This window comes from Terriglobia bacterium (genome assembly GCA_020073205.1).
GTDB lineage: Bacteria > Acidobacteriota > Polarisedimenticolia > Polarisedimenticolales > JAIQFR01 > JAIQFR01.
The window spans coordinates 1-20,219 of record JAIQFR010000083.1 but is presented as its reverse complement, the minus strand read 5'-3'; the positions used below and the strand labels follow the sequence as shown (position 1 = coordinate 20,219).

Sequence of the window (20,219 nt, the reverse complement as noted above, 5' to 3'; positions counted from 1 at the left end):
GCTGATCCGGCGTGAGAGGGAGCAGGCGGAATCTTGCGGAACCGGGTAACGGTGGGATGATGTGATGGGTTCGCGTCGCTACGATGATTCCCGCCGCCGGAAAGGCTCGTTCCAGTGTCCGGAGGGCGTCTGCGGCATCCTGGGAATGGAGTTCCGAGACTTCGTTCCAGCCGTTAAGCAGAAATTGGAGCGGCTCTTTCACTGCCAGCCGGGCCAGGGCGTCAGCGTCAAGGCCGCGCGCGCGAAAGGCCGGGCGACGTCGTGATCTACCGCGTCGGGAGCGGGTCGGGCTCGCTCGTCAGCACGGGCAATCCGGTCTTCCTCGACGAGTACACTCCGACCGGGATGCTGGTGCAGTCGATCCCGATGCCGACGGCCGATGCGCTTCCGAACCGCGCCTTCTACGCCAGCGGTACCGCTGGCTCGGAGGGCATGCTCACCCGTTCCGCCGATGGGCGGTACCTCGTCCTGACCGGCTACGCGTCCACGTACACTTCATCGCTTGCGGGCACGAGCGGTACCTTGGTCAACCGGGTGATCGGTCGCGTCGACGTCACTTCGGCAATCGACACGACGACCGCGCTCACGGACTTCGCGTCGGGCAACAACCCACGCTCGGCGACGAGCGATAACGGGGCACGCTTCTGGGCCGCTGGCGCGGCGGGCGGCGTTCGGTATGCGGCGCTCGGCGCCTCGACGTCGACCGACCTCACGAGCGCGAGTCTCGCGAACGCGCGCCAGGTGTCGCTCTTCGCGGGTCAGCTCTACACATCGTCCGACCGCGCCAATTTCAAGGGTGTGAACGCGATCGGGACCGGTTTGCCGACGACCCCGTCTCAACCGGTGGTCCGGTTGTTCGGCTTGACCGACGCGACTTCTCCGAGCGGCTACTCGTACTTCTTCGCTGACCTCACGGACGCGGTGCCCGGCTTCGACACGCTGTACATCGCCGACGACTCGAGCAACGCGACCGGCGGCGTGCAGAAGTACTCGCTCGTCGGTGGGACGTGGGTGGCGAACGGCTCTGTCGAGGGCGCGTCGAACGCTTACCGCGGGCTTGTCGGCAAGGTCAACGGGACCACGACCACGCTCTATGCGACACGCAAGGGCGGCAGCGGGGCCACGGGCGGAGGGGAGCTGGTCTCCCTCGTGGACGCGACGGGCTACAACGCGACGATCACCGCGACGTCGAGCATCATCGCCGCCGCGGCCGCCAACACCTCGTTCCGCGGCGTGGCCTTCGCGCCCGAGCTCTGCGGGAACGTGGTCTGCACTCCGCTCGACCAGTGCCACGACGCCGGGGTTTGCAACCCGGCAACCGGCGCCTGCTCCAATCCGGTGAAGGCCGACGGAGCCGGTTGCAGCGACGGGAACGCCTGCACGGTGAACGACTCCTGCACGGCAGGCGTCTGCGGCGGTACCTCGTACTCGTGCGACGACTCGAACCCCTGCACGGTCGACTCCTGCAACGGGGACGGGACCTGCACGAACTCGCCGTACTCGTGCGACGACTCGAACGCGTGCACGATCGACGCCTGCAATGGCGACGGGACCTGCACGAACACGCCGCACTCGTGCGACGACTCGAACCCCTGCACGGACGACTCCTGCAACGGCGACGGGAGTTGCACGCATACCCCTAGGGTCCCGTGCGGCTTCACGCCAGGCGACGTCGTGATCTACCGCGTCGGCTCCGGCACCGGATCGCTCGTCAACACCGGCAATCCGGTCTTCCTCGACGAGTTCACGCCGGGCGGGATGCTCGTGCAGTCGGTCCCGATGCCGATCGCCGATGCGCTTCCCAACCGTGCCTTCTACGCCAGCGGCACGGCTTCGTCGGAGGGGATGCTCACCCGTTCCGCGGATGGGCGGTACCTCGTCCTGACCGGCTACGCGTCCACGTCCACGTCATCGCTTTCGGGCACGAGCGGCACCACGGTCAACCGGGTGATCGGTCGCGTCAACGCAGCTTCGGCAATCAACACGTCGACCGCGCTCACGGACTTCGCGTCGGGAAATAACCCGCGCTCGGCGACGAGCGACAACGGCGCGCGCTTCTGGGCTTCGGGCGGCGCGGGCGGCGTGCGGTATGCGGCGCTCGGCGCCTCGACTTCGATCGACCTGACCAGCGCGATTCTCGCGAACGCGCGCCAGGTGTCGATCTTCGCGGGCCAGCTCTACGGTTCGTCGGACCGGACCAATTTCAAGGGGGTGAACGCGATCGGGGCCGGTTTGCCGACGACCCCGTCCCAACCGGTCGTCCGGCTGCCCGGCCTGACCGATACGACGTCTCCAAGCAGCTTCTCGTACTTCTTCGCCGACCTCACGGACTCGGTGACCGGATTCGATACGCTCTACATCGCCGACGACTCGAACAGCGCGACCGGCGGCGTGCAGAAGTACTCGCTCGTCGGCGGGACGTGGGTGGCGAACGGCTCGGTCGAGGGTTCCGGGAACACGTACCGTGGGCTGGTGGGCAAGGTCGACGGGACCACGGTCACGATCTACGCGACGCGCAAGGGTGGCGGTGGCGCCACGGGCGGAGGGGAGTTGGTCTCCCTCGTGGACGCAACGGGTTACAACGTGACGATCACCGCAACATCCACCGTCCTCGCGACCGCGGCCGCGAGCACCGCGTTCCGCGGCGTCGCATTCGCGCCCGAAGGGATCGATCTGTGCGCCGGCGTGGTGTGCACGGCGCTCGACCAGTGTCACGACACCGGTGTCTGCGACCCGGCGACCGGCATCTGTTCCGATCCGTTGAAGCCCAGCGGCGCGGCGTGCGACGACGGCGACGCGTGCACCGCGGGCGAGACCTGCGACTCCGGCGGCGTCTGCCGCGGCGGAGCCGCCATCGACTGCAACGACCTCGACGTCTGCACGACCGACACGTGCAGCGGCGGGCAGTGTCTGCACGTCCCGAGCGGGTCGTGCGGCGTCGGTGGAACGGTCTGGTACTACCGCAACAGCGTCACCGACAGCGAGCCGAGCGCGAAGGGCACGCCGAACGTCGGGATCGATGTGACCGGCGACCTCGTGGCCGAAGCGACGACCGGCGGCGGCGGCGGTGGCGGGTACTCCATCCTCAACCTGGCCGGGAACACCACGGTCAGAACCCTGAATAAGTTCGGCAGCCCGCGGGCTTCCGACCACAACGACGCGGTCGGCTCGTACGACGCGGCGGCGATTTCGCGTTACGTGGTCGGCCTCCAGTCGCTCTCAGGAAACCAGTTGATCGCCGGCGACGTGACCGGCAACGGGCAAGTCACCTCGTACGACGCGGCCAAGGTCGCCCAGTTCGGAGTGGAGCTGATCGACCACTTCGACGTGGCCGCCGCGACCGGATCCGACTGGAAGTTCCTGCGGTGCGACGTCTACGGGAGCGCGGTCGACCAGAACTGCGGACCGGCGGCCTACCCCGCTCCACTGACGGGGATGGCCACCGACAACTTCTACGCCGTGCTGTACGGCGACGTGACCGGCAACTGGGAGGCGGCCACGGCATACGCCCGGTCGACCTCGGCCGAATCCGAGGCCGAAGCGGCGGCGGCCGACGACGACCGCCGGATGGCCGCCGAGCTGCGGCCGATGGCGGGCCGGATCCTCGGGAGGCCGGAAGGCATGCCGGGTGCCGTTCTCACCGTCGGGAATCTGCCGCGCGTCGCGGGGGCGGGCTCGCGGGTCGAGATCGGCCTCGACCTGCGGAACGCCGATGGGATCGAGGCTCTCGACCTCCGGCTGCTCTACGACCCGGATCGGATCCGGGTGGTGGACGTCCGGACCGGCGGCCTCGCTCCCCAATTCAAGCTCGCGACCGGCGATTCGGGCGGCGACCGGCGGATCGGCATGTACGGCGTGCTGCCGCTCCAAGGCTCGGGGAGGCTCCTCACCGTCACGGTGGAGGTGCTGAAGAGCGGCCGGCTCTCCCGGCAGTTCTCGATCGAGGCAAGTGCCAACGAGGGGAGGATCCCGTTGCGGGTCCGCGGCGGGGCGACGGCTGGGAAGCCGTAGTTCCAGGGAGTGGCGGCAGGGACAGGGAGACTGAGGCGGAAGACGGCGGCGTCGGGCCGGGGATCCATTGCGCCCTTGGCCCGGGAGCCAGCGGAGATGCTGTCCGCTGACGGTGCTGGGCGCCCGCTTGCCGGCGAGGTGTCTACGGGGTTGTCGAGGGGGGAGTATGCAACACCATGCGAGTCCGTGGCTTGTCGTCGCCATCATCGTAGTGACGCTCGCTGTCGCGGGGATCGGCGCTCCCCGGGCTTGCGATGCCGGCGTCGAGCTCCTGATCACCGAGTTCATGGCCCTGAACACGAAGACCCTTGCCGACGAGAACGGCGATTACTCGGACTGGATCGAGATCTACAACCCTTGTCTCGCCGACGTCGATCTCGGAGGTTGGTACCTCACCGATGACGAGGCGAATCTCACCAAGTGGCAGTTTCCCAGCGTCCACTTGGCGCGGGGCGAGTATCTGCGGCTGTTCGCCTCCGACAAGAACCGGGCCGTCGCCGGGGCCCCGCTTCACACGAACTTCAAGCTCGCGAGCGAGGGCGAGTACCTCGCGCTGGTGAAACCCGACGGGGTGACCGTCGCCCACGCTTTCTCACCGGCGTACCCCCCGCAGCACTCCGACGTCTCGTATGGCCTGCCGCAGGCGGCGTACCAACTGGTGTCCCAGGGGGCCACGGCCAGCTATCGAGTCCCCACGAGCGACGATTCGGCCCTCGGGACGAGTTGGGCGGCCGTCGGCTTCGACGATTCGGCCTGGGCTGCCGGTCCCACCGGCCTTGGCTTCACCGCCAGTGGCGCCGGGAAGTTCGCGGTGACCTACTACAAGGCCAACATTCTCGTGCCGGACCTGGCCACCGCCGAGGGGGTCATCAGCGATCCGGCTACCCAAGCCACCGTCGCGACCGAGCAGGCGCCGGTCATCAACTACCTGAACACGGGGGGCTCCGCGCATTACGCCAACGACCGTCCGTTCCCGGGCACGCAGATCGGTGTGGACGCGGACGACTTCGTGGTCGAGGCCACAGGGACGATCCTGATCCCCTCCGCCGGCCCCTGGACCTTCGGCGTGAACAGCGACGACGGGTTCAGTCTCGACCTCTGGCGGGAGCCGCACGACTTCTCGTTCTCCATGTCTTACCCGAGCCCGCGCGGCCCCGCGGACTCCTTTGCGGTGTTCAACATACCCGAGCCCGGTGCCTACTCCGTGCGCCTCGTCTTCTACGAGCGCGGCGGCGGCTCGGAAGTCGAGCTCTTCGCGGCGCAGGGGAGCTACTCGTCGTTCTCGAGCGCCTTCCAGCTGGTCGGCGACGCGGCGAACGGGGGGCTGCCGCTGGCGAACATCGGCGTCGAGATCAAGACGAACGTTCAGGCGGCCATGCAGAACGTGAACTCGTCGCTGTGGAGCCGCATCCGGTTCCAGGTGGCCGACCCCGGCCGCCTGAGCCTGCTCACCCTGCGCATGGCCTACGAAGATGGTTTCGTGGCCTACCTGAACGGCGTCGAGGTCGCGAGCCGGGACGCCCCTTCCTCGGTTTCCTGGAATTCCACCGCGCTGAGCGATCGACCGACAGGCGACGCCGGAGCGTTCGAGAGAATCGATCTCACGAACTTCCTGGGTCTCTTGCAGCCGGGGACGAACGTGCTCGCGATCCACGGGCTCAACGACGCCGCGGCCGACGGCGACTTCCTCGTGCTGCCCGAGCTGAGCGCCGTGGAGATCACCGCCGACACGGGCGATCGACGCTATTTCACCCCCGCGACCCCGGGGACCTTCAACTCTTCCGGCTACCCGGGAGTCTCCGGGAGCCCGACGTTCTCCCACTCGAGCCGCGTCTTCACGGATTCGTTCTCGCTGACGCTGACGACGGGCTCGCCGACGGCCGTCGTCCGTTACACCCTCGACGGGAGCGAACCGTCCGCGACGAACGGCGCCGTGTACTCGGCGCCCATCCTGATCGACGCCTCCACGCGCATCCGCGCGCGGGCGTTCGAGGCGGGCCTCGCCCCGAGTTCCGTCATCACACGGTTCTACGCAAAGCTCGACGCGGGCGTGGTCGGCTTCAGTTCGAACCTGCCGGTCTTGATCCTGGACACCTTCGGCGACGGCGTCAATCAGACATGGCAAACGGACGTCCTCACCAGCATCATCCCCACGGTGGGCGGCCGGGCCTCGATCACGGGCTCGCCGGATTTCGTGGGGTACGCCGGACTCCGGCTGCGGGGGTCCAGTTCGCTCGGCTTCCCGAAGAACCAGTACTTCCTGGAGATATGGGACGAGGACCGCCAGGACCGCGACGTGTCCTTCCTCGGCCTGCCGCCCCAGTCGGACTGGATTCTGTACGGGCCCTATACCGACAAGAGCCTGATGCGGAACTTCCTGGCCTACGAGTGGAGCAACGACATCGGCCGGTACGCCGTCCGCACGCGTTTCGTGGAGTTGTACTTCCGGAGGGCTGCCGGCGCCGTCTCGGCGAGCGACTACTACGGGGTCTACGTCCTGATGGAGAAGATCAAGTGGGACGTGAACCGCGTCAACATCACGCAGTTGCAGCCCACCGACAGCGCGCCGCCTGAGGTCACCGGCGGCTACATCATCAAGAAGGACCGGCTCGACCCCGGCGACTTGGGCTTCCGGACCATCACGGGCCAAGTGCTGAACTACGTGTTCCCCAAGGAGAAGAACATCACGACCGCACAGGCCGCCTACCTGAAGGGCTACCTCGACGAGTTCGAATCCGTCCTCTATGGGGCCAACTTCGCGGACCCGGTCAACGGCTACGCGAAGTACATCGACGTCGATTCGTTCATCGACCATCACATCCTCGTTGAGTTGACCAAGAACATCGACGGATTCCGCTTGAGCACCTTCATGTTCAAGGATCGGAACGGCAAACTGAACATGGGTCCGCTCTGGGACTTCGATCTGGCCCTCGGCAACGCGAACTACCTGAATGGGTGGCTGCCCGACGGCTGGTACCACGATCAACTGAACGATGGCGACTACCCGTGGTGGCGACGGCTTTTCTCGGACCCCGAGTTCACGCAGCGCTACGCCGATCGTTGGTTCGCGCTGCGGGGCGGGCCACTCGCCACGGCCAAACTCCTCAGGGACGTGGACGCGAACGCCGCGCTCCTGGGCGAATCCGAGGTCCGGAACTTCCAGCGGTGGCCGGTTCTCGGCGTCTACGTTTGGCCCAACGAGTACATCGGCGCCGCCTACCAGGACGAAATCGACTGGATGAAGCAGTGGATCACGGGCCGCGTCGCGTGGATCGACAGTCAGTTCGTCGCACCCCCCGTCTTCAACCACGCGGCAGGCCAGGTCCCCAAGTGGTTCAACCTGACGATCAGCGCGTCGGCGGGTGTCATCTACTACACGCTCGACGGGACGGACCCGCGCCTCGCGGGCGGCGGGACCTCCCCGAGCGCCGTGGCCTATGCCGGTCCTCTGCCGATCGGCGCGGAGGCGCGAATCAGGACGCGGGCGCTCAACGGCGCCATTTGGAGCGCGATCAACGATGCCACCTTCCAGCCGGTACCGCTGGTGTACGTGAACGAGGTTCTGCCCCAGAACGTGAACTGTCAGCACGACGAGCACGGGGAGTTCGATCCATGGATCGAGCTGTACAACCCCGAAACGACGACGGCCGACCTCTCCGGCCTGTTCCTCACCGATGATCCGACGGTTCCCCACAAATGGTCGATTCCCGCAGGCACAAAGCTGTGCGGGTTGCACGTGCTGCTCCTCTGGGCCGACAACGAGCCGGGAGAGGGAGATCTGCACACGAACTTCAGATTGAACCCCGCCGGCGGCTCGGTACTGCTCTTCGACCAGGCGGGGAACCTGGCGGATTCCCTGGCTTATCCCGCGCTGAACGTCAACGTGTCCTACGGTAGAAGCCCGGACGGGACCTCGAACCTGTCCCCGTTCTTCTACGCTACGCCAGCGGCGCCGAACGCTGTGGCCGCGACGCGAATTCTCCTCGACGAGTACAACGCCGTACTGCCCACCAAGTACCTGAAGAACAACGGCAGCGACAGCTACTTCGGCACGGCGATGGGGAACGGCGGGGATTGGTTCGAGCTGGTGGTTGTCCAGGACCACCTCGACATCCGCGGGTGGAAGGTGCTCGTCAAGGACAACAATGTCAACTACGGCCCGCTGGTTTTCACCGACGCGGCGATCCTGTCCGATCTGCGGAGCGGGACAATCATCACGGTGGCCGCGGACGTGCCCAGCAACGTCAGCTACGACCCGGCGGGCGGAGACTGGTGGATCAGCCTCCGCGCGGGCGCGTCGGGCGACGGGCTCTACATCAGCGCCGTGCCGTTCTCGGTATCGCAGCAGAATTCACAGATCACGATCCTCGACGCCTCCGGCGCGCTCGCCTTCGGCCCGGCGGGTGAGGGGATCTCCCCGATCAGCGGGATCGGCAACGACGAGGTCTTCAAGCTGCAGGAAAATCCGGGCCCGTCCGCCACCCCGTTCTCGACGAACTACGCGGCGGGGTCCACGAGCACCTTTGGCACCCCGAATTCTTGGAGCGGCGGATCGTACTCCCAGGATTTCAGCGTTCTGCGGAGCGTCGTCCCGGGACCGTGCTCGACGGACGCCGCGTGCAACGACGCCAATCCGTGCACGGACGATGCCTGCGTCGGCAGCCGGTGCCAGAACACTCCGAATGCGGCGGCCTGCGACGACGGCGACCCCTACACGACCAACGACGCGTGCGCGAACCGTGTGTGCAGAGGTGAGGCGGCCGCCGGGTCCTGCGTCTCGGACTGCGACTGCGACGACGGGTCGACCTGCACGACGGACTCGTGCGTCTCCCGCGGGTGCGTCAACAGCCTCGCTCCCGAAGGTACTCGCTGCGACGACGCGAATCCCTGCACGGTCGCGGACGCATGCGCGGCCGGGGTCTGCCAGGGGGCGCCCATGAACTGCGATGACCTCGACGCCTGCACGACGGATTCGTGCACGACCGGCGGGTGCTCCCACGCGGTGAACGGCGTCTGCGGGATTGCGGGAAGCGTCCGCTATTACCGAGACGGCGCTGGGGTCGCCGAGCCCAGTTCGAAGCCCGTGCCCCGGGTCGACATCGACATGACCCAGGACCAGGTGGCGGAGGTGTGCACCGACGACGCGGGGGAGTACTCGGTCGGCGACCAGTATGGGTCCGTCACCTGCTCGACCCTCCGGAAGTTCGGCAGCCCTCGCGCCTCGGACCACAACGATGCGATCACTTCGTTCGACGCAACGTTCATCGCGCGCAACGCCGTCGGATTGACTACACTGTCCGGCAATCAGCGGATCGCCGCCGACGTGTCCGGGAACGGCGAGGTCTCGTCCTACGACGCAGCGAAAGTCGCGCAATTCGCCGTGCAGCTGCTCGACCACTTTGAAGTGGCGACAGCGACCGGCTCCGACTGGCGGTTCCTGCGCTGCGATCACTACACCGACGCGGGATACCAGGACTGCGGTGCCCCGGTCTATGTTCACCCGCGGTTGACCGGGACAGTGACCGATGACTTCTACGCGATCCTGTACGGCGACGTGTCCGGGAACTGGTCCGCCGGGGCGTCCCGCGCCGTGTCGGCCGAGGAGATGGCGGCTTCGGAAGATCGCGTGGAGGCGGAGCGTCTGAGGCTCAGCGGCGCCCGCCGGGCGAGCCCTCCGACGCCGACCCGCCTCGCGCTGCTGACGTTGACCGGCTGGCACCAGCCGCTTCCGGCGGGTGCGCAGCGGACGGTGACCGTGGGGCTCCGAAACGGGGACGGCATCGAGGCGTTCGACCTTCGGATCACCTACGACCCGGCGCGCGTGGCCATCCTGGACGTGCACACGGTGGATCTCGGCAATTCGTTCACACTCGCCCAGAACGGGACCCCGGGGGCGTACCGGTGCGGAATGTACGCCGTGTCGCCGATTCGGGGCTCAGGTGCGCTGCTCTCGATCACGGTGCAGGCCAGGCAAAGCCTCGCGGCCACGCGGCCTTTCTCGGTGGACGCCAAGGCCAACGAGGGTCGGATTCCACTCAAGGCGCCTCTCGGTGATGTCGTCCCTGGCAGAAACCACATCCGCCCCAAACATGGCGAGTGAGGGTCGGGAGAGGATGGCGTGACGATCCTCCGGAGGTTCGAAAGCTGGTAGACGCGCCGTTCGGCCGGCGAATCCATGGCCGTTGTGTCCGTCCACCGAATGCTGGTTCTTCCGGAAACGCCCGTCGGGTTCGGGGTGCAGGTTCCCAAGGCATCGATCATCTTACATCGGTGCGACGGAGGTTCTGGGGTGGCGCGGGTGGTGTCGCGCAGATTGAATCTCGGTAAGTTCGGAATGAATTGCTGTCCCACGCGACGAAGACGTAGCCACACGCAGGACATACCGCGAGCGACTCGTAAGCGCCGTCGTTGATGGCCGGAGTCGCCAGATCCGGTTCCGCGACCTGCGCGGTTGCGATGCAAATTCCGGGACTGCATGTCGCGTCATCGAAACAGGTCTTGCCAGAGTCATTGGAGCAGACGGGCAAGGTGGCAATACACAGTCCCTTGCTACTGGTACTACAACCTCCGAAGCCACCATCCGAACTCCAATAGAGTCGCCTCTGGATGGGATCGTAATCGAGCCCGGACCAATCGGCGCATGCGACGTAGTCGGGACAGGGAGGATAGAACTTCGGGTTGGGCAACGTCGGGCTGAGATCGGTATAAACTCCACCACCCATCGCCAGCGTGAATACCCGCGCGCTGGCGTCCTGCTTGCTGACGATGAAGGCCACATTGGACTCGCACCCTGCGCAAGCGAACGGCACTGCAGCCAATCCCTCGGTATTGTTGGTGCCAAGCAGGGATGAGGTATCCCAAAGGTCGATTCGCTGCAGTCCGTCGGTGCTATAGTCGTTGGCCTTCCATGCTGCAAGATCGTAGGATGCCATCCTCCCGCTGGATTCTCCGATACAGTAAAGGACATCGCCCACGATTGCGAGACCTTCGCAGTCACCGCCGTTGCAATCCCCGCAGGCGCCTGATGTGCAGGAACCGCGTAGCGTCCCATCTGGACTGAAGGCGAAATATCCCGAATTCTGGGCGCATCCGATCCAGACGTTCCCGTTGGAATACCATGCGCTGCCCGACTCGTTCCCGCCCGGAACGGAGTAGGAGTTGACGGGTGTCCCGGTTGGGGTGATTGGCGCATGGTACGGAGTACACTGGGCCCTTGCCGGCAGTGCCGCCAATAGGAGCAAGAGCCACGAAAGCGCGCGCATCAGTAGAACTCTCCGAAGAACGTCTCTCTCTCGAGTCCCGTTACCACGTCATCGTCTGCCACTTCCATCATCGAACCCGTACCCGTCGTTTCAGATCGACGACTTCGATCCGGCACCTATGTGGCAGGCTGACTCATCGTTACAGCGCCACTCGACGGCGGCCGGACCGGCTCGGTGGCCGTCGCCGCGGTCCGCCGCCGTCCCGTCGACCCGCCGCCCCCCGAAGGCAGAATATGGAGCCTCCGGAGCTGGAAGGCACCGTTCGCCGCAGTCTCTTGCAGCAAATTCGGATCCGCGCGGCGCGGGTGGCCGGTCCCGACGGCTTGGTATCGTAACGTCTTCGGCATTAGAGAGTTACGGGCGATCCGATATCCGAGAGCTGGCTCCCGCGCGGGCCGGGTGCGATCGCGAGGCCGTATTCCCGATCACGGCAATGCAATCGCGGGTGGACCGCGTCGGCACCGGTCGGGCCCCGTAGACCTCGTCGCCCCCGAGACCGTCAACGCTCAGCCGGTCGTCGACCATCGGCCGGCTGGTCCCGGTGCCGAGGTCGACGAGATAGGGGAGCGTGACGGCGGTCGCGTCCGCGGCCAGCACCGGGAATTGTCCGGGCGCGATCGAGGCCCCCGCAGGGAAGGAGAAATCGTTGCCGTGGACGCCCATCGTGACAACTCGACCTCGGGCCCGGGGCAATGGGCAGGCGTCTCGACCCCGAATTCCAACTGCGATCACACGCTCATCGCGAGAGCGGCGGGTATGGTCTTGGAGTGGGGCCAGGCCCGGGTCTCCACGATCCGTACGCTCCGTCGGCGCGCGCCGGATCCGCGAAATGAAAGTCGTTCGGCGCAAGAATTCGGCCCCAAGGTGGCCGCGCCATCGGTATATTCATGTGCAGAGTTCGAGCCCATCGCGCGAACGGGGGGTTGTGTGCGCAAAATGTTGTTGTCGTCCCTTCTCGGGCTGTTGGTGATCCCTGATGCCGCAGGAGCGACCGTGTCGCTGTGGAATCCCGCGCCGACGGCGTTCGACCGCGGAGGGGGGAGCGGTCTCGACGTCGTCGCGCCGATCCGGCTGAGCCCGGCGGACGGCGTGACGGCGATGGACTTCGTGTTCGACTACGATCCGCGCGTACTGACGGCGCTGAGCGTCCATCGCACCGCCTTCACCCACGGATTCGCGATCGCATCGGACCTCTCCGCCCCGGGACGGGTCGGCGTGTCGCTGAGCGGAGGCCCGGCGCTCTCCGGTTCGGGAGAAGTCGTTTGGGTCCTCTTCCACGTCGATGGAGCGAGCGGCGCCGCGACGGACCTTTCCTGGATTTCGGCCTCGCTCAACGGCGGCGCGATCCCGGCGGACAGGGTGAACGGGCGGATCCAGGTGATCGCCGCGGCGGCGATGGTCACGACCCCGGTGGACTCCAAGGGACCCTTGGGCGGGTCGGTCACGGTGCCGATCGCGGGCGCGCCGACGGACGGCGCGCTGGCGATCGACTTGAAGCTGGTTTTCGATCCTAACGTCGTCTCGGCGCTGGGCGTGGAGACGACCCCGCTGACCGAGTCCATGACCATGACGTACAACGTCGCAAAGCCTGGCGAGGTGATCGTCGGACTGTTCCAGGATCAACCGATCGCGGGTTCCGGCTCGCTGGTGCTGGTCACGTTCCAGGTCGTGGGAGCGGTCGGCGAAAGCACTCCTGTGAATCTCACGCGCGGCGATCTCAACGAGCAGGAAATCCCGACCGTCCTCGGCGACGGCCTGTTCGCGGTCTGCGATGGCGCCGATCACGACGGAGACGGCTTCTCCGGCTGCGGCGGAGACTGCGACGACACGAGAGCGGGGATCCATCCGGGTGCGGTCGAGGTCTGCAACGGCCTCGACGACGACTGCGACGGCGCCATCGACGACGGGATCGCGCCGCCGAGCGGCACGCCGTGGCTTCGGGCGACGAAGACCGGCGAAGCGTCGGAGCTGTCATGGACCGCCGTGCAGGGAGCGACAGGCTACGACATCGTGAAGGGGGACCTCGACGCGCTGCGGAGCGGTGGCGGCGACTTCGCGTCCGCGACGCGCGCCTGCCTGGGAAACGACCTTCCCGGCACGACGATCCAGGACCCCGGCGCGCCCGCGACGGGAGCCGGGTTCTGGCTGCTCAGCCGCGCGGTCAGCTGCGGCGGCGCCGGCACCTACGACTCCGGCGCCCCCAAACAGCATGCCAGCCGCGATGGCGGCATCGCGGCCTCGTCCAACTCCTGCCCCTGAAGCAAGCCGGCGACGCGAACGACGCCGCGATTCCCTCGGAAGGCGGTGGTTTTGGGAAGCTCGTCCGCAGCGAGGAAGCCTCCGGAATGGAGACCCCCGGTCTCGGGTTTCGAGATGGCCCCTCCCCGGCATCTCCCTTCTCCACGACGTGCACCTGAAAAGGACTCCTCGAGATCGGCTCGACTTCGCGATCCGAGGGGTACCGAAGGTGCACCGGCACGGGCGACGGGACCGGGCCCGCCTCGTTTGACCTCGACGCGGGCGGTGAGCTATGATCCCCCGGCTCGTGGGACCGAGAGTTTGCCTCGAAGCTTTGGCCGTGCGGCGCCGAGCGGTTCTCAGAGCGACCGCGAGGAGTTCCGGCACTCCAGTGGTCAAGAGCGTGGGGCTGTAGCTCAGTTGGGAGAGTACTTGACTGGCAGTCAAGGGGTCGTGAGTTCGAATCTCACCAGCTCCACCACGACGTAGGCGGCAAGCGCCGAATCAACCCCACGAAAACCAGAGGGCGGCGCCCGTGTGGGCGCCGCCGCGCTGTCAACGGTGAGTCGAGCCGGCGGGCACGCTATCGCGCACCCGCCGATCGACGAATCAAGGACAGGCGTTCTGCGAGGCCGCGATGGCGGCGTCGCGCGATCCGTTCTGAGACGGCTCGCCGTCATCGAACGTTCCGGTCCCGCAGGGGTCGTACGCGCGGATCAGGAACCAGTCCGCGTCCCCCTCGGCCGGGACGTGGGTGTCGGAGATGAACGGGTCGGTGATGTGGTTGCCGAGGCAGATGTCGGTGGCGGGTGTGAACCCGCTGCCGATCAGCATGGAGAGCGTTCCCCGGACCACGTCGTAGCCGGTCGCTCCGATCGGGGCGGTCCAGCTCAGGTCGTTGACGTTCCCGAAGGCGAGCCCGCCCGTGACGCCGGGCCCCGGGACCGGCGCGCCGCTGACGCAGACGCCGGTCTGGCAGGTGTCACCCGCGGTGCAAGCGTTGCCGTCCTCGCACGCCGTTCCGTCCTGCTTGGCCGGAATCGAGCAGGCGCCCGTGCCGGTGTCGCAGACGCCCGCGTCGTGGCACTGATCGAGAGGCGTGCAGACGACCGGGTTGGACCCGATGCAAGCACCGGCCTGGCACGTGTCGGTCTGGGTGCAGAGATCGCCGTCGTTGCAGGCGGCGCCTTCCTGCTTCGCGGGGTTGGAGCAGAGGCCCGTGCCGGTGTCGCAGACGCCCGCGTCGTGGCATTGATCGAGCGCGGTGCAGACGACCGGGCTCCCGGCGACGCAGGCGCCGGCCTGGCAGGTGTCGGTCTGGGTGCAGGCGTTGCCGTCGTTGCAGGCCGCGCCGTTCAGCTTCGCGGGATTGGAGCACACGCCGGTGCCGGTGTCGCAGACGCCCACGTCGTGGCATTGATCGAGCGGGGTGCAGACGACCGGGTTCCCGCCGGCGCAAGCGCCGGCCTGGCAGGTGTCGGTCCGCGTGCAGGCGTTGCCGTCGTCGCAGGCCGCGCCGCTCGCCAGCCTGGACGCGGAGATCTCGTTGCTGTAAGCGGATTGGGTGACGCCGCCCGCGTCGCACGCTCCGGTGACCACGTAGACGTAGGTCGTCCCCGCCACGGCCGTCGTGTCGGCGTAAGCCGTGCCCGTCACCGGCATGCCCGCCAGCTTCGTGTACGGGCCGCCCGAGGCCGTGCCGCGGTACACGTTGTAAGAGGACGTCGATCCGGTCCCCGCGGACCACATCAGGTTCGCGGCGGCGCAGTCGCCCGCGGCGCCGACCAGGCTGGGCGCCCCGGGGGCGGTGCAGCCGGTGCCGGTCGTGCACGAGCCGCCCACCTGGGCGTTGTTGACCGTCACCGTGTCCACGTACCACCCCGTCGCCGTGACGGAGCTGTCGTCTCCCTCGTGCCACCTGAGCTGGATGGTCTTGGCGAGCAGGCTGGCGTCCCCGCCCAGGTTCACCGTCACCTGGGTCAAGGTGCCGACGGTCCCCGCGCACCAGGCGCGCTTGCCCGCGAGGGGGTTCGAGTAGCTTGAGTTGACCGTGCCCGTGTAGCCGCCGGCGGTGAAGTCGGTCGCCGGCACCACGGTCCAGGTCGTGCCGTTGGTCGAGTACTCGAGCGTGGCGCCGTCGTAGCAGGACGACACCGAGCCCTCGAAAGCGTAGGTGTGCCAGAAGGTCAGGGTCGTGGACGCGCCGACGCCGAAGGAAGGGCTCGTCAGGACCTTGTCCGAGACGGCCCCGATGTCCTGCGCGAACCAGGAGTGCGTCCCGTCGTGCTTCTGCGCCGTGGACCAGGTCCAGTTCGTGGAGCCGGAGACGGCGCTGTGGGTCCAACCCGCCAGGTCGAACCCGCCGCCCGACAGCGAGCCCTCGAACGTGTCCGTCCAGCTCGAGGTCGTGACGGGGCCCGTGGGCACGCCGGACTTCTGGACGGTATTGGCGTCCTCCACCGCGTTGCTCAGGTCCACCGCGCGAACCACGTAGTAATAGGCCGTGTTGTAAACGATCCCGACCGCGTCGGCGTAGGACGTCGCCATGACGCCGGTGGCGATCTGATTGGCCGGGGCCGGCGTGAAGCCCGAGGTGGTGCTGCGGTAGACGTTGTATGCGAGCGTCCCCGAGCAGACGGACGTCCCGGCGCTCCAGCTCAGGTTCAGCGTGCAGGTGTTGTTCCCGGGATTCGCCACGGCCGCCAGGCCCGCGAACGTCGGGGCCAGCAGGCACCGTCCCGTGGCGAGTGCGTTCACCTCGTTCGAGCTCACCGAGTAGCAGGAGACCCCGTCGGTGGACTTCACCACGTAGTAGTACCGCGTGCCGCCGCTCACCGTGTCATCGTGATAGGTGTACGAGGGACCGAGACCGACTCCCGGGCTGGAATCGGGCACGGTCGCGATCTGGGTGTAGGGGCCTCCGGTGGTCGTGGAGCGGTAGACGAGGTACTGGGTGATGGAGGAGGTGGCCGAATCGTCCCAGCTCACGTCGATCCGGTTGTCCTGGGGGACCGACGCCGAGGTGGTCGGGGCCGCCGGGACGGAGAGGCACCCGCACGCGTCGAACTTCATCGCGGCGACCCTCGTGGCTCCCGAGCCGCCGTACTCGGTGGTGAACCAGAACGTGCAATCGTCGGTGGGATCCACGCCGATACCGGCGTAGTCGCCCCAGCGCTCGTTGTTCGTCTTCGAGGTCGTGGCGTCCTGGATCACGTACTCGCCCTGGGGCATGGTGCCCGGCGTGTCCGTCGACAGGCGCCCCTTGTAGTAGATCGAGGGATAGTAGGGGGCGGAACCGCCGGTGCGAGTGTAGCCGATCGCGATGTTGCCCGAGCCGTCCATCGCGATCGAGCCCACCGAGCGGTGCACGCCGCTCTCGCCGCCCACGACCCCCTCCTGGAACAGGCTCCACGCCCCGGCCCCGACCTTCCGCAGCTCGAACCACCTCAGCGCGGAATGGTCCGTTCCGTCCACGTCCTCGACGAACGTGCCGACCAGCGACTGATGGTCCCCGAAGTTCCGGTACTGGAACGGGTGATGGAGCGGCTCGCGGATCGGGTCGATCTTCTGGGTGGTGCCGGGCTGGGGCATGCAATTCCAGATGCTCCCCATCCCGCACAGCGTCATGTCGTAGTCGCCCATGTGGAGAGAGGTGAGCTGGGTCAGCGTCGAGTTCGCGGGGGTCGCCCAGTCGATGCTGAGCGCCCACAGCTCCATGAAGTCGTAGGTCGGCGTGCTGGCGCCGTCCTGCGCCTCGTCGTCGCGCGGCCGGGCGAAGATCGCGGGCTCGCCGTTGGGGGGAGGCGTGTTTCCCTGCACCGTGCCCGGCAGCACCAGCTGGAAGCCCGAGTTCGGCAGGTCGGTGACGGTGAATTTCTGGAACGTCGCGGGCAGCCCGGCGAGCATCTTCGCCCGGTCGAAGGCGAAGAGGTCGTGGCCGGTCGAGCCGGCGTTGGCGCCCATGATGTAGGATCCGGCGTTCCCGTTCTGTGGCCAGACGCCGTACTTGGGATAGTCGGTGAGGCCGCTCTCCACCGCGAACGTGTACGCGTAGTAGGTTCCCGTGGGGTCGCCGGACGTCGAGACGTAGACGCAGACGCTGCCACCGCTGCTGGGCAGCTCGGTGATGAGCCAGCGGTCGGCCATCCGGTCGTAGTTGACGACCGGATCGCAGAAGCCGCTGCTGCACGGCGAGGCGGTCGCCAGCGACTGCAGCGTGAAGATCTTCGCGTTGGCTCCGGTGCTCTTGTTCAGCACCTCGACGGTCGAGACCGACTGGTTGACCGACTGGACGAAGTAAGTCGGGCCCACGTCGCCGTTGCAGTCGGGGGGCGAGGCGCTGGAGGTCTGGCCGGCGTAGTTGTGCACGGGAGTCCCGAAGGCGTCGGGGAGCTTGGGGCCTTCGAGCTGCTCCAGCTGCAGGAGGGGGTCCACCTGCGGCTTGATCGGGTAGAGGACGGGGATGAAGCCGAAGTCGTCGCGCCGCTTCATCTCGAGACCGAACAGGTTGGGGTCGGGCTTCCAGTCGGGCAGGTCCTTCACCGCCGGCGTGATGATCGGCACGACCGGCTCGCTCACGTAGACCGGTCCGGTCGGCGGGTCGGCGGGCGGCTTCTCCTGGGCCATGGCGAACGCCGGAAGCAGAGCCAGCATCAACGCGCCCAGGAATAGGGCCGTTCTCGTCCTCGTCATCGTTCTCCCCCTCGTTTCCCTAGTCACCGTCGTCTTCCTCCTCGCCGTCCGATTCGATCTTGGCGGGGACGGAAGTCCGCCAAGAGTCCGACAGCGCGATGGCCGCCGCTCGGACGTACTTGTTCTCCGAAGCCGCCGCCGATTTCAGAAGGTCCCCGTCGAGGGGCCTGAGCAGCGCCTCCCCGATCTCGACGTAGTCGATGTCGGCGCGATTCACCTTCACCAGGTAGCCGCCCTGCACCGGGGCTCCGGGGTTGAACGGCTCGGCCCTCCGCGCCTTGTTGCCGCGGTACGTCTTCCTGAACAGGACCTCGTCCCCCTCGCGGATCGCGAGGCCCACGCTCTCCATGAGCACCTTCCCCTTCGCGGGCTGCTCCTTCCCCTCGTCCCGTTCCTTGATGTAGCGCCGCTCGTCGGTCGAGATCCGGCAGTCGAGGTCCAGCCGGCCGTAGTGCTTCACGATCACGGGATCGAGGAGGATCCTGCGGACCTCCACGTTCCTGGGATCGGCGACCTGCCCCTCGATCTCGACGGTCCTGTCGAGCGCCGCCTTCAGGAGGTCCGGATCCGCTGCGGCCTCGAGGACGTGCCTCAGGACCTCCGGATCGGAGAGCCCCCGAATCGCCTGCAGCCGCATTGATTAACCGACCTTCGCGTTCGGCGATCAGGCCTACGGACTTTAGAGCTGCAAGCAGCGTAACAACTCGGTTTTCGGAAATACTAGTCGCCCTCGCGAGCGCCGCCGCCGAGTTGATTCCTCCCTCGATGCGCGTAAACAAGTCCAAATCGAGCGCGGCGAAGAGCGCCTTCGACGCCATAAAGCCATAAGTGATGGCGGAAATGTCGTGTACATCCTCGATCTGCTTGATCGGCTCCGATGGCGTCATCAACGTATCACCTCACCATAAGTACAATTCGGCCTGCGACCGACCGCTTTTCGATCGCACTCATCGCCTCGGCCGCCCGCTCCAGAGGCAGCACGCGATCAATGCGCGGCCGAAGCTTTCCTTCGCTGACCCATTGCAAGAGCTTGTCTGCAGCGCGTGAACTCTGATCCGGAAAGCGGTCTGCCCAAGCGCCGGTGAAGACGCCAACTATCGAATAGTTCTTCACCAGGGGTAGATTCATGGGAAGAGACGGCACCTCTCCACCGGCAAAGCCGATCGGCAATAGCCTTCCATTCCACCGCATGAGCCGAGCCAATGTCCCAAACAGTTCGCCACCCACATTGTCGATGCAGACGTCAAGTCCTTCGCCTGTGGTCAGCACTTTGACTCGATCACGCACATCATCTTTGGAATAATCTATGACCGCCTCGGCTCCGTAGTCGCGGACTATCGATGCTTTGGCGGCGCTGCCTACAGCACCAATGACGCGGGCACCGAGCAAGTGGGCCAGCTCGACACAGGCAAGACCGACTCCACCGGATGCGCCTGTTACCAGGACAGTTTCGCCCGGTTCAACTCGGGCGCGGTCCACCAGCGCGTAGTAGGCCGTCAAATAAATATGCAACACCGTCGAACCTACAATAAAATCAACGTTGTCGGGCAGGCGACTCGTTCGGCTGGCCTTCGCAACCATTTGCTCTGCGAAGCCGCCATACCATCCTTCACAAGCAACGCGATCGCCCGGACGAAATCGATCGACCTGACTGCCGACGACCACAACCAACCCGGCAGCATCCGTCCCCGGCACATAAGGGAGGGTCGGCCGCATTTGGTAGCCCCCCGAGATCATCAGATAGTCCATGTAGCTTACCGAGGCCGCGTGCACATCGATCAGCACTTCGTCAGGCTTTGGGCGCGGCTCGGAGGTCTCGCCAATGATCAGGGACTTGATCCCTTCGAACGCTGTGCAAAGGACGGCGCGCATTCATGCCTCCGGCCGCGCGTGCGTATTGAGGAGCCTTCCCGGAACGTAGGGTCGTACAGTGCTTCCATCTGCCCCAACAAGGCTCGGCACCATTAAACAGGCTATCTCATCTTGTGTCGTTCGACTGCATCTTTTGTTCAAACC

Annotated in this window: 7 protein-coding genes, 1 tRNA gene and 1 pseudogene; 4 read left to right on the top strand and 5 right to left on the bottom strand. The window is 66.6% G+C overall.

Features of this window, described 5'->3' with window-relative positions:
* The first annotated feature begins 261 nt into the window (after window positions 1-261).
* Complete coding sequence (locus LAO51_15315) at window positions 262-4,011, top strand: hypothetical protein (protein MBZ5640114.1); 3,750 nt, start codon at window positions 262-264, stop codon at window positions 4,009-4,011.
* A gap of 166 nt (window positions 4,012-4,177) precedes the next feature.
* Window positions 4,178-10,111 carry a CotH kinase family protein gene (locus LAO51_15310; protein MBZ5640113.1) on the top strand — a complete coding sequence of 1,978 codons (5,934 nt, stop codon included), beginning with the start codon at window positions 4,178-4,180 and terminating at the stop codon, window positions 10,109-10,111.
* A gap of 157 nt (window positions 10,112-10,268) precedes the next feature.
* Here LAO51_15310 and LAO51_15305 read toward each other — a convergent pair whose 3' ends face one another.
* The gene (locus LAO51_15305) at window positions 10,269-10,943 is read right to left on the bottom strand and encodes a hypothetical protein (GenBank protein MBZ5640112.1); all 675 of its coding nucleotides are present in this window, start codon (window positions 10,941-10,943) and stop codon (window positions 10,269-10,271) included.
* A gap of 684 nt (window positions 10,944-11,627) precedes the next feature.
* Window positions 11,628-11,936, bottom strand: a complete 309-nt coding sequence (locus LAO51_15300; GenBank protein MBZ5640111.1) for a hypothetical protein — start codon at window positions 11,934-11,936, stop codon at window positions 11,628-11,630.
* Window positions 11,937-12,869: 933 nt separating this feature from the next.
* Between LAO51_15300 and LAO51_15295 the strand changes: the two are divergent.
* Window positions 12,870-13,178, top strand: a pseudogene (locus LAO51_15295) (putative metal-binding motif-containing protein).
* Between the two features lie 738 nt (window positions 13,179-13,916).
* A tRNA-Ala gene (locus LAO51_15290) sits at window positions 13,917-13,992 on the top strand.
* A gap of 128 nt (window positions 13,993-14,120) precedes the next feature.
* On the opposite strand, the gene LAO51_15285 is transcribed toward LAO51_15290, so the two are convergent.
* Genes LAO51_15285 through LAO51_15275 form a run of 3 tightly spaced genes read right to left on the bottom strand, consistent with a single transcriptional unit; the run spans window position 14,121 to window position 20,075 of the window.
* On the bottom strand, window positions 14,121-18,203 hold the full coding sequence (locus LAO51_15285; protein MBZ5640110.1) for a hypothetical protein: 4,083 nt from the start codon (window positions 18,201-18,203) through the stop codon (window positions 14,121-14,123).
* A gap of 23 nt (window positions 18,204-18,226) precedes the next feature.
* Entirely contained in the window at window positions 18,227-19,090 is an 864-nt protein-coding gene (locus LAO51_15280) for a hypothetical protein (GenBank protein MBZ5640109.1), read from the bottom strand.
* 7 nt (window positions 19,091-19,097) lie between these two features.
* Window positions 19,098-20,075, bottom strand: coding sequence for an NADPH:quinone oxidoreductase family protein (locus tag LAO51_15275; GenBank protein MBZ5640108.1), 978 nt, complete (start codon window positions 20,073-20,075; stop codon window positions 19,098-19,100).
* Between the last annotated feature and the right edge of the window lie 144 nt (window positions 20,076-20,219).

What these genes read in the sequence shown, in the direction of transcription:
- LAO51_15305 (MBZ5640112.1), bottom strand. Translation starts at nt 10,943, where the DNA reads ATGGCATCCTACGATCTTGCAGCATGGAAGGCCAACGACTATAGCACC.
- LAO51_15310 (MBZ5640113.1), top strand. Translation starts at nt 4,178, where the DNA reads ATGCAACACCATGCGAGTCCGTGGCTTGTCGTCGCCATCATCGTAGTG.
- LAO51_15280 (MBZ5640109.1), bottom strand. Translation starts at nt 19,090, where the DNA reads ATGACGCCATCGGAGCCGATCAAGCAGATCGAGGATGTACACGACATT.
- LAO51_15285 (MBZ5640110.1), bottom strand. Translation starts at nt 18,203, where the DNA reads ATGACGAGGACGAGAACGGCCCTATTCCTGGGCGCGTTGATGCTGGCT.
- LAO51_15275 (MBZ5640108.1), bottom strand. Translation starts at nt 20,075, where the DNA reads ATGCGCGCCGTCCTTTGCACAGCGTTCGAAGGGATCAAGTCCCTGATC.
- LAO51_15300 (MBZ5640111.1), bottom strand. Translation starts at nt 11,936, where the DNA reads ATGGGCGTCCACGGCAACGATTTCTCCTTCCCTGCGGGGGCCTCGATC.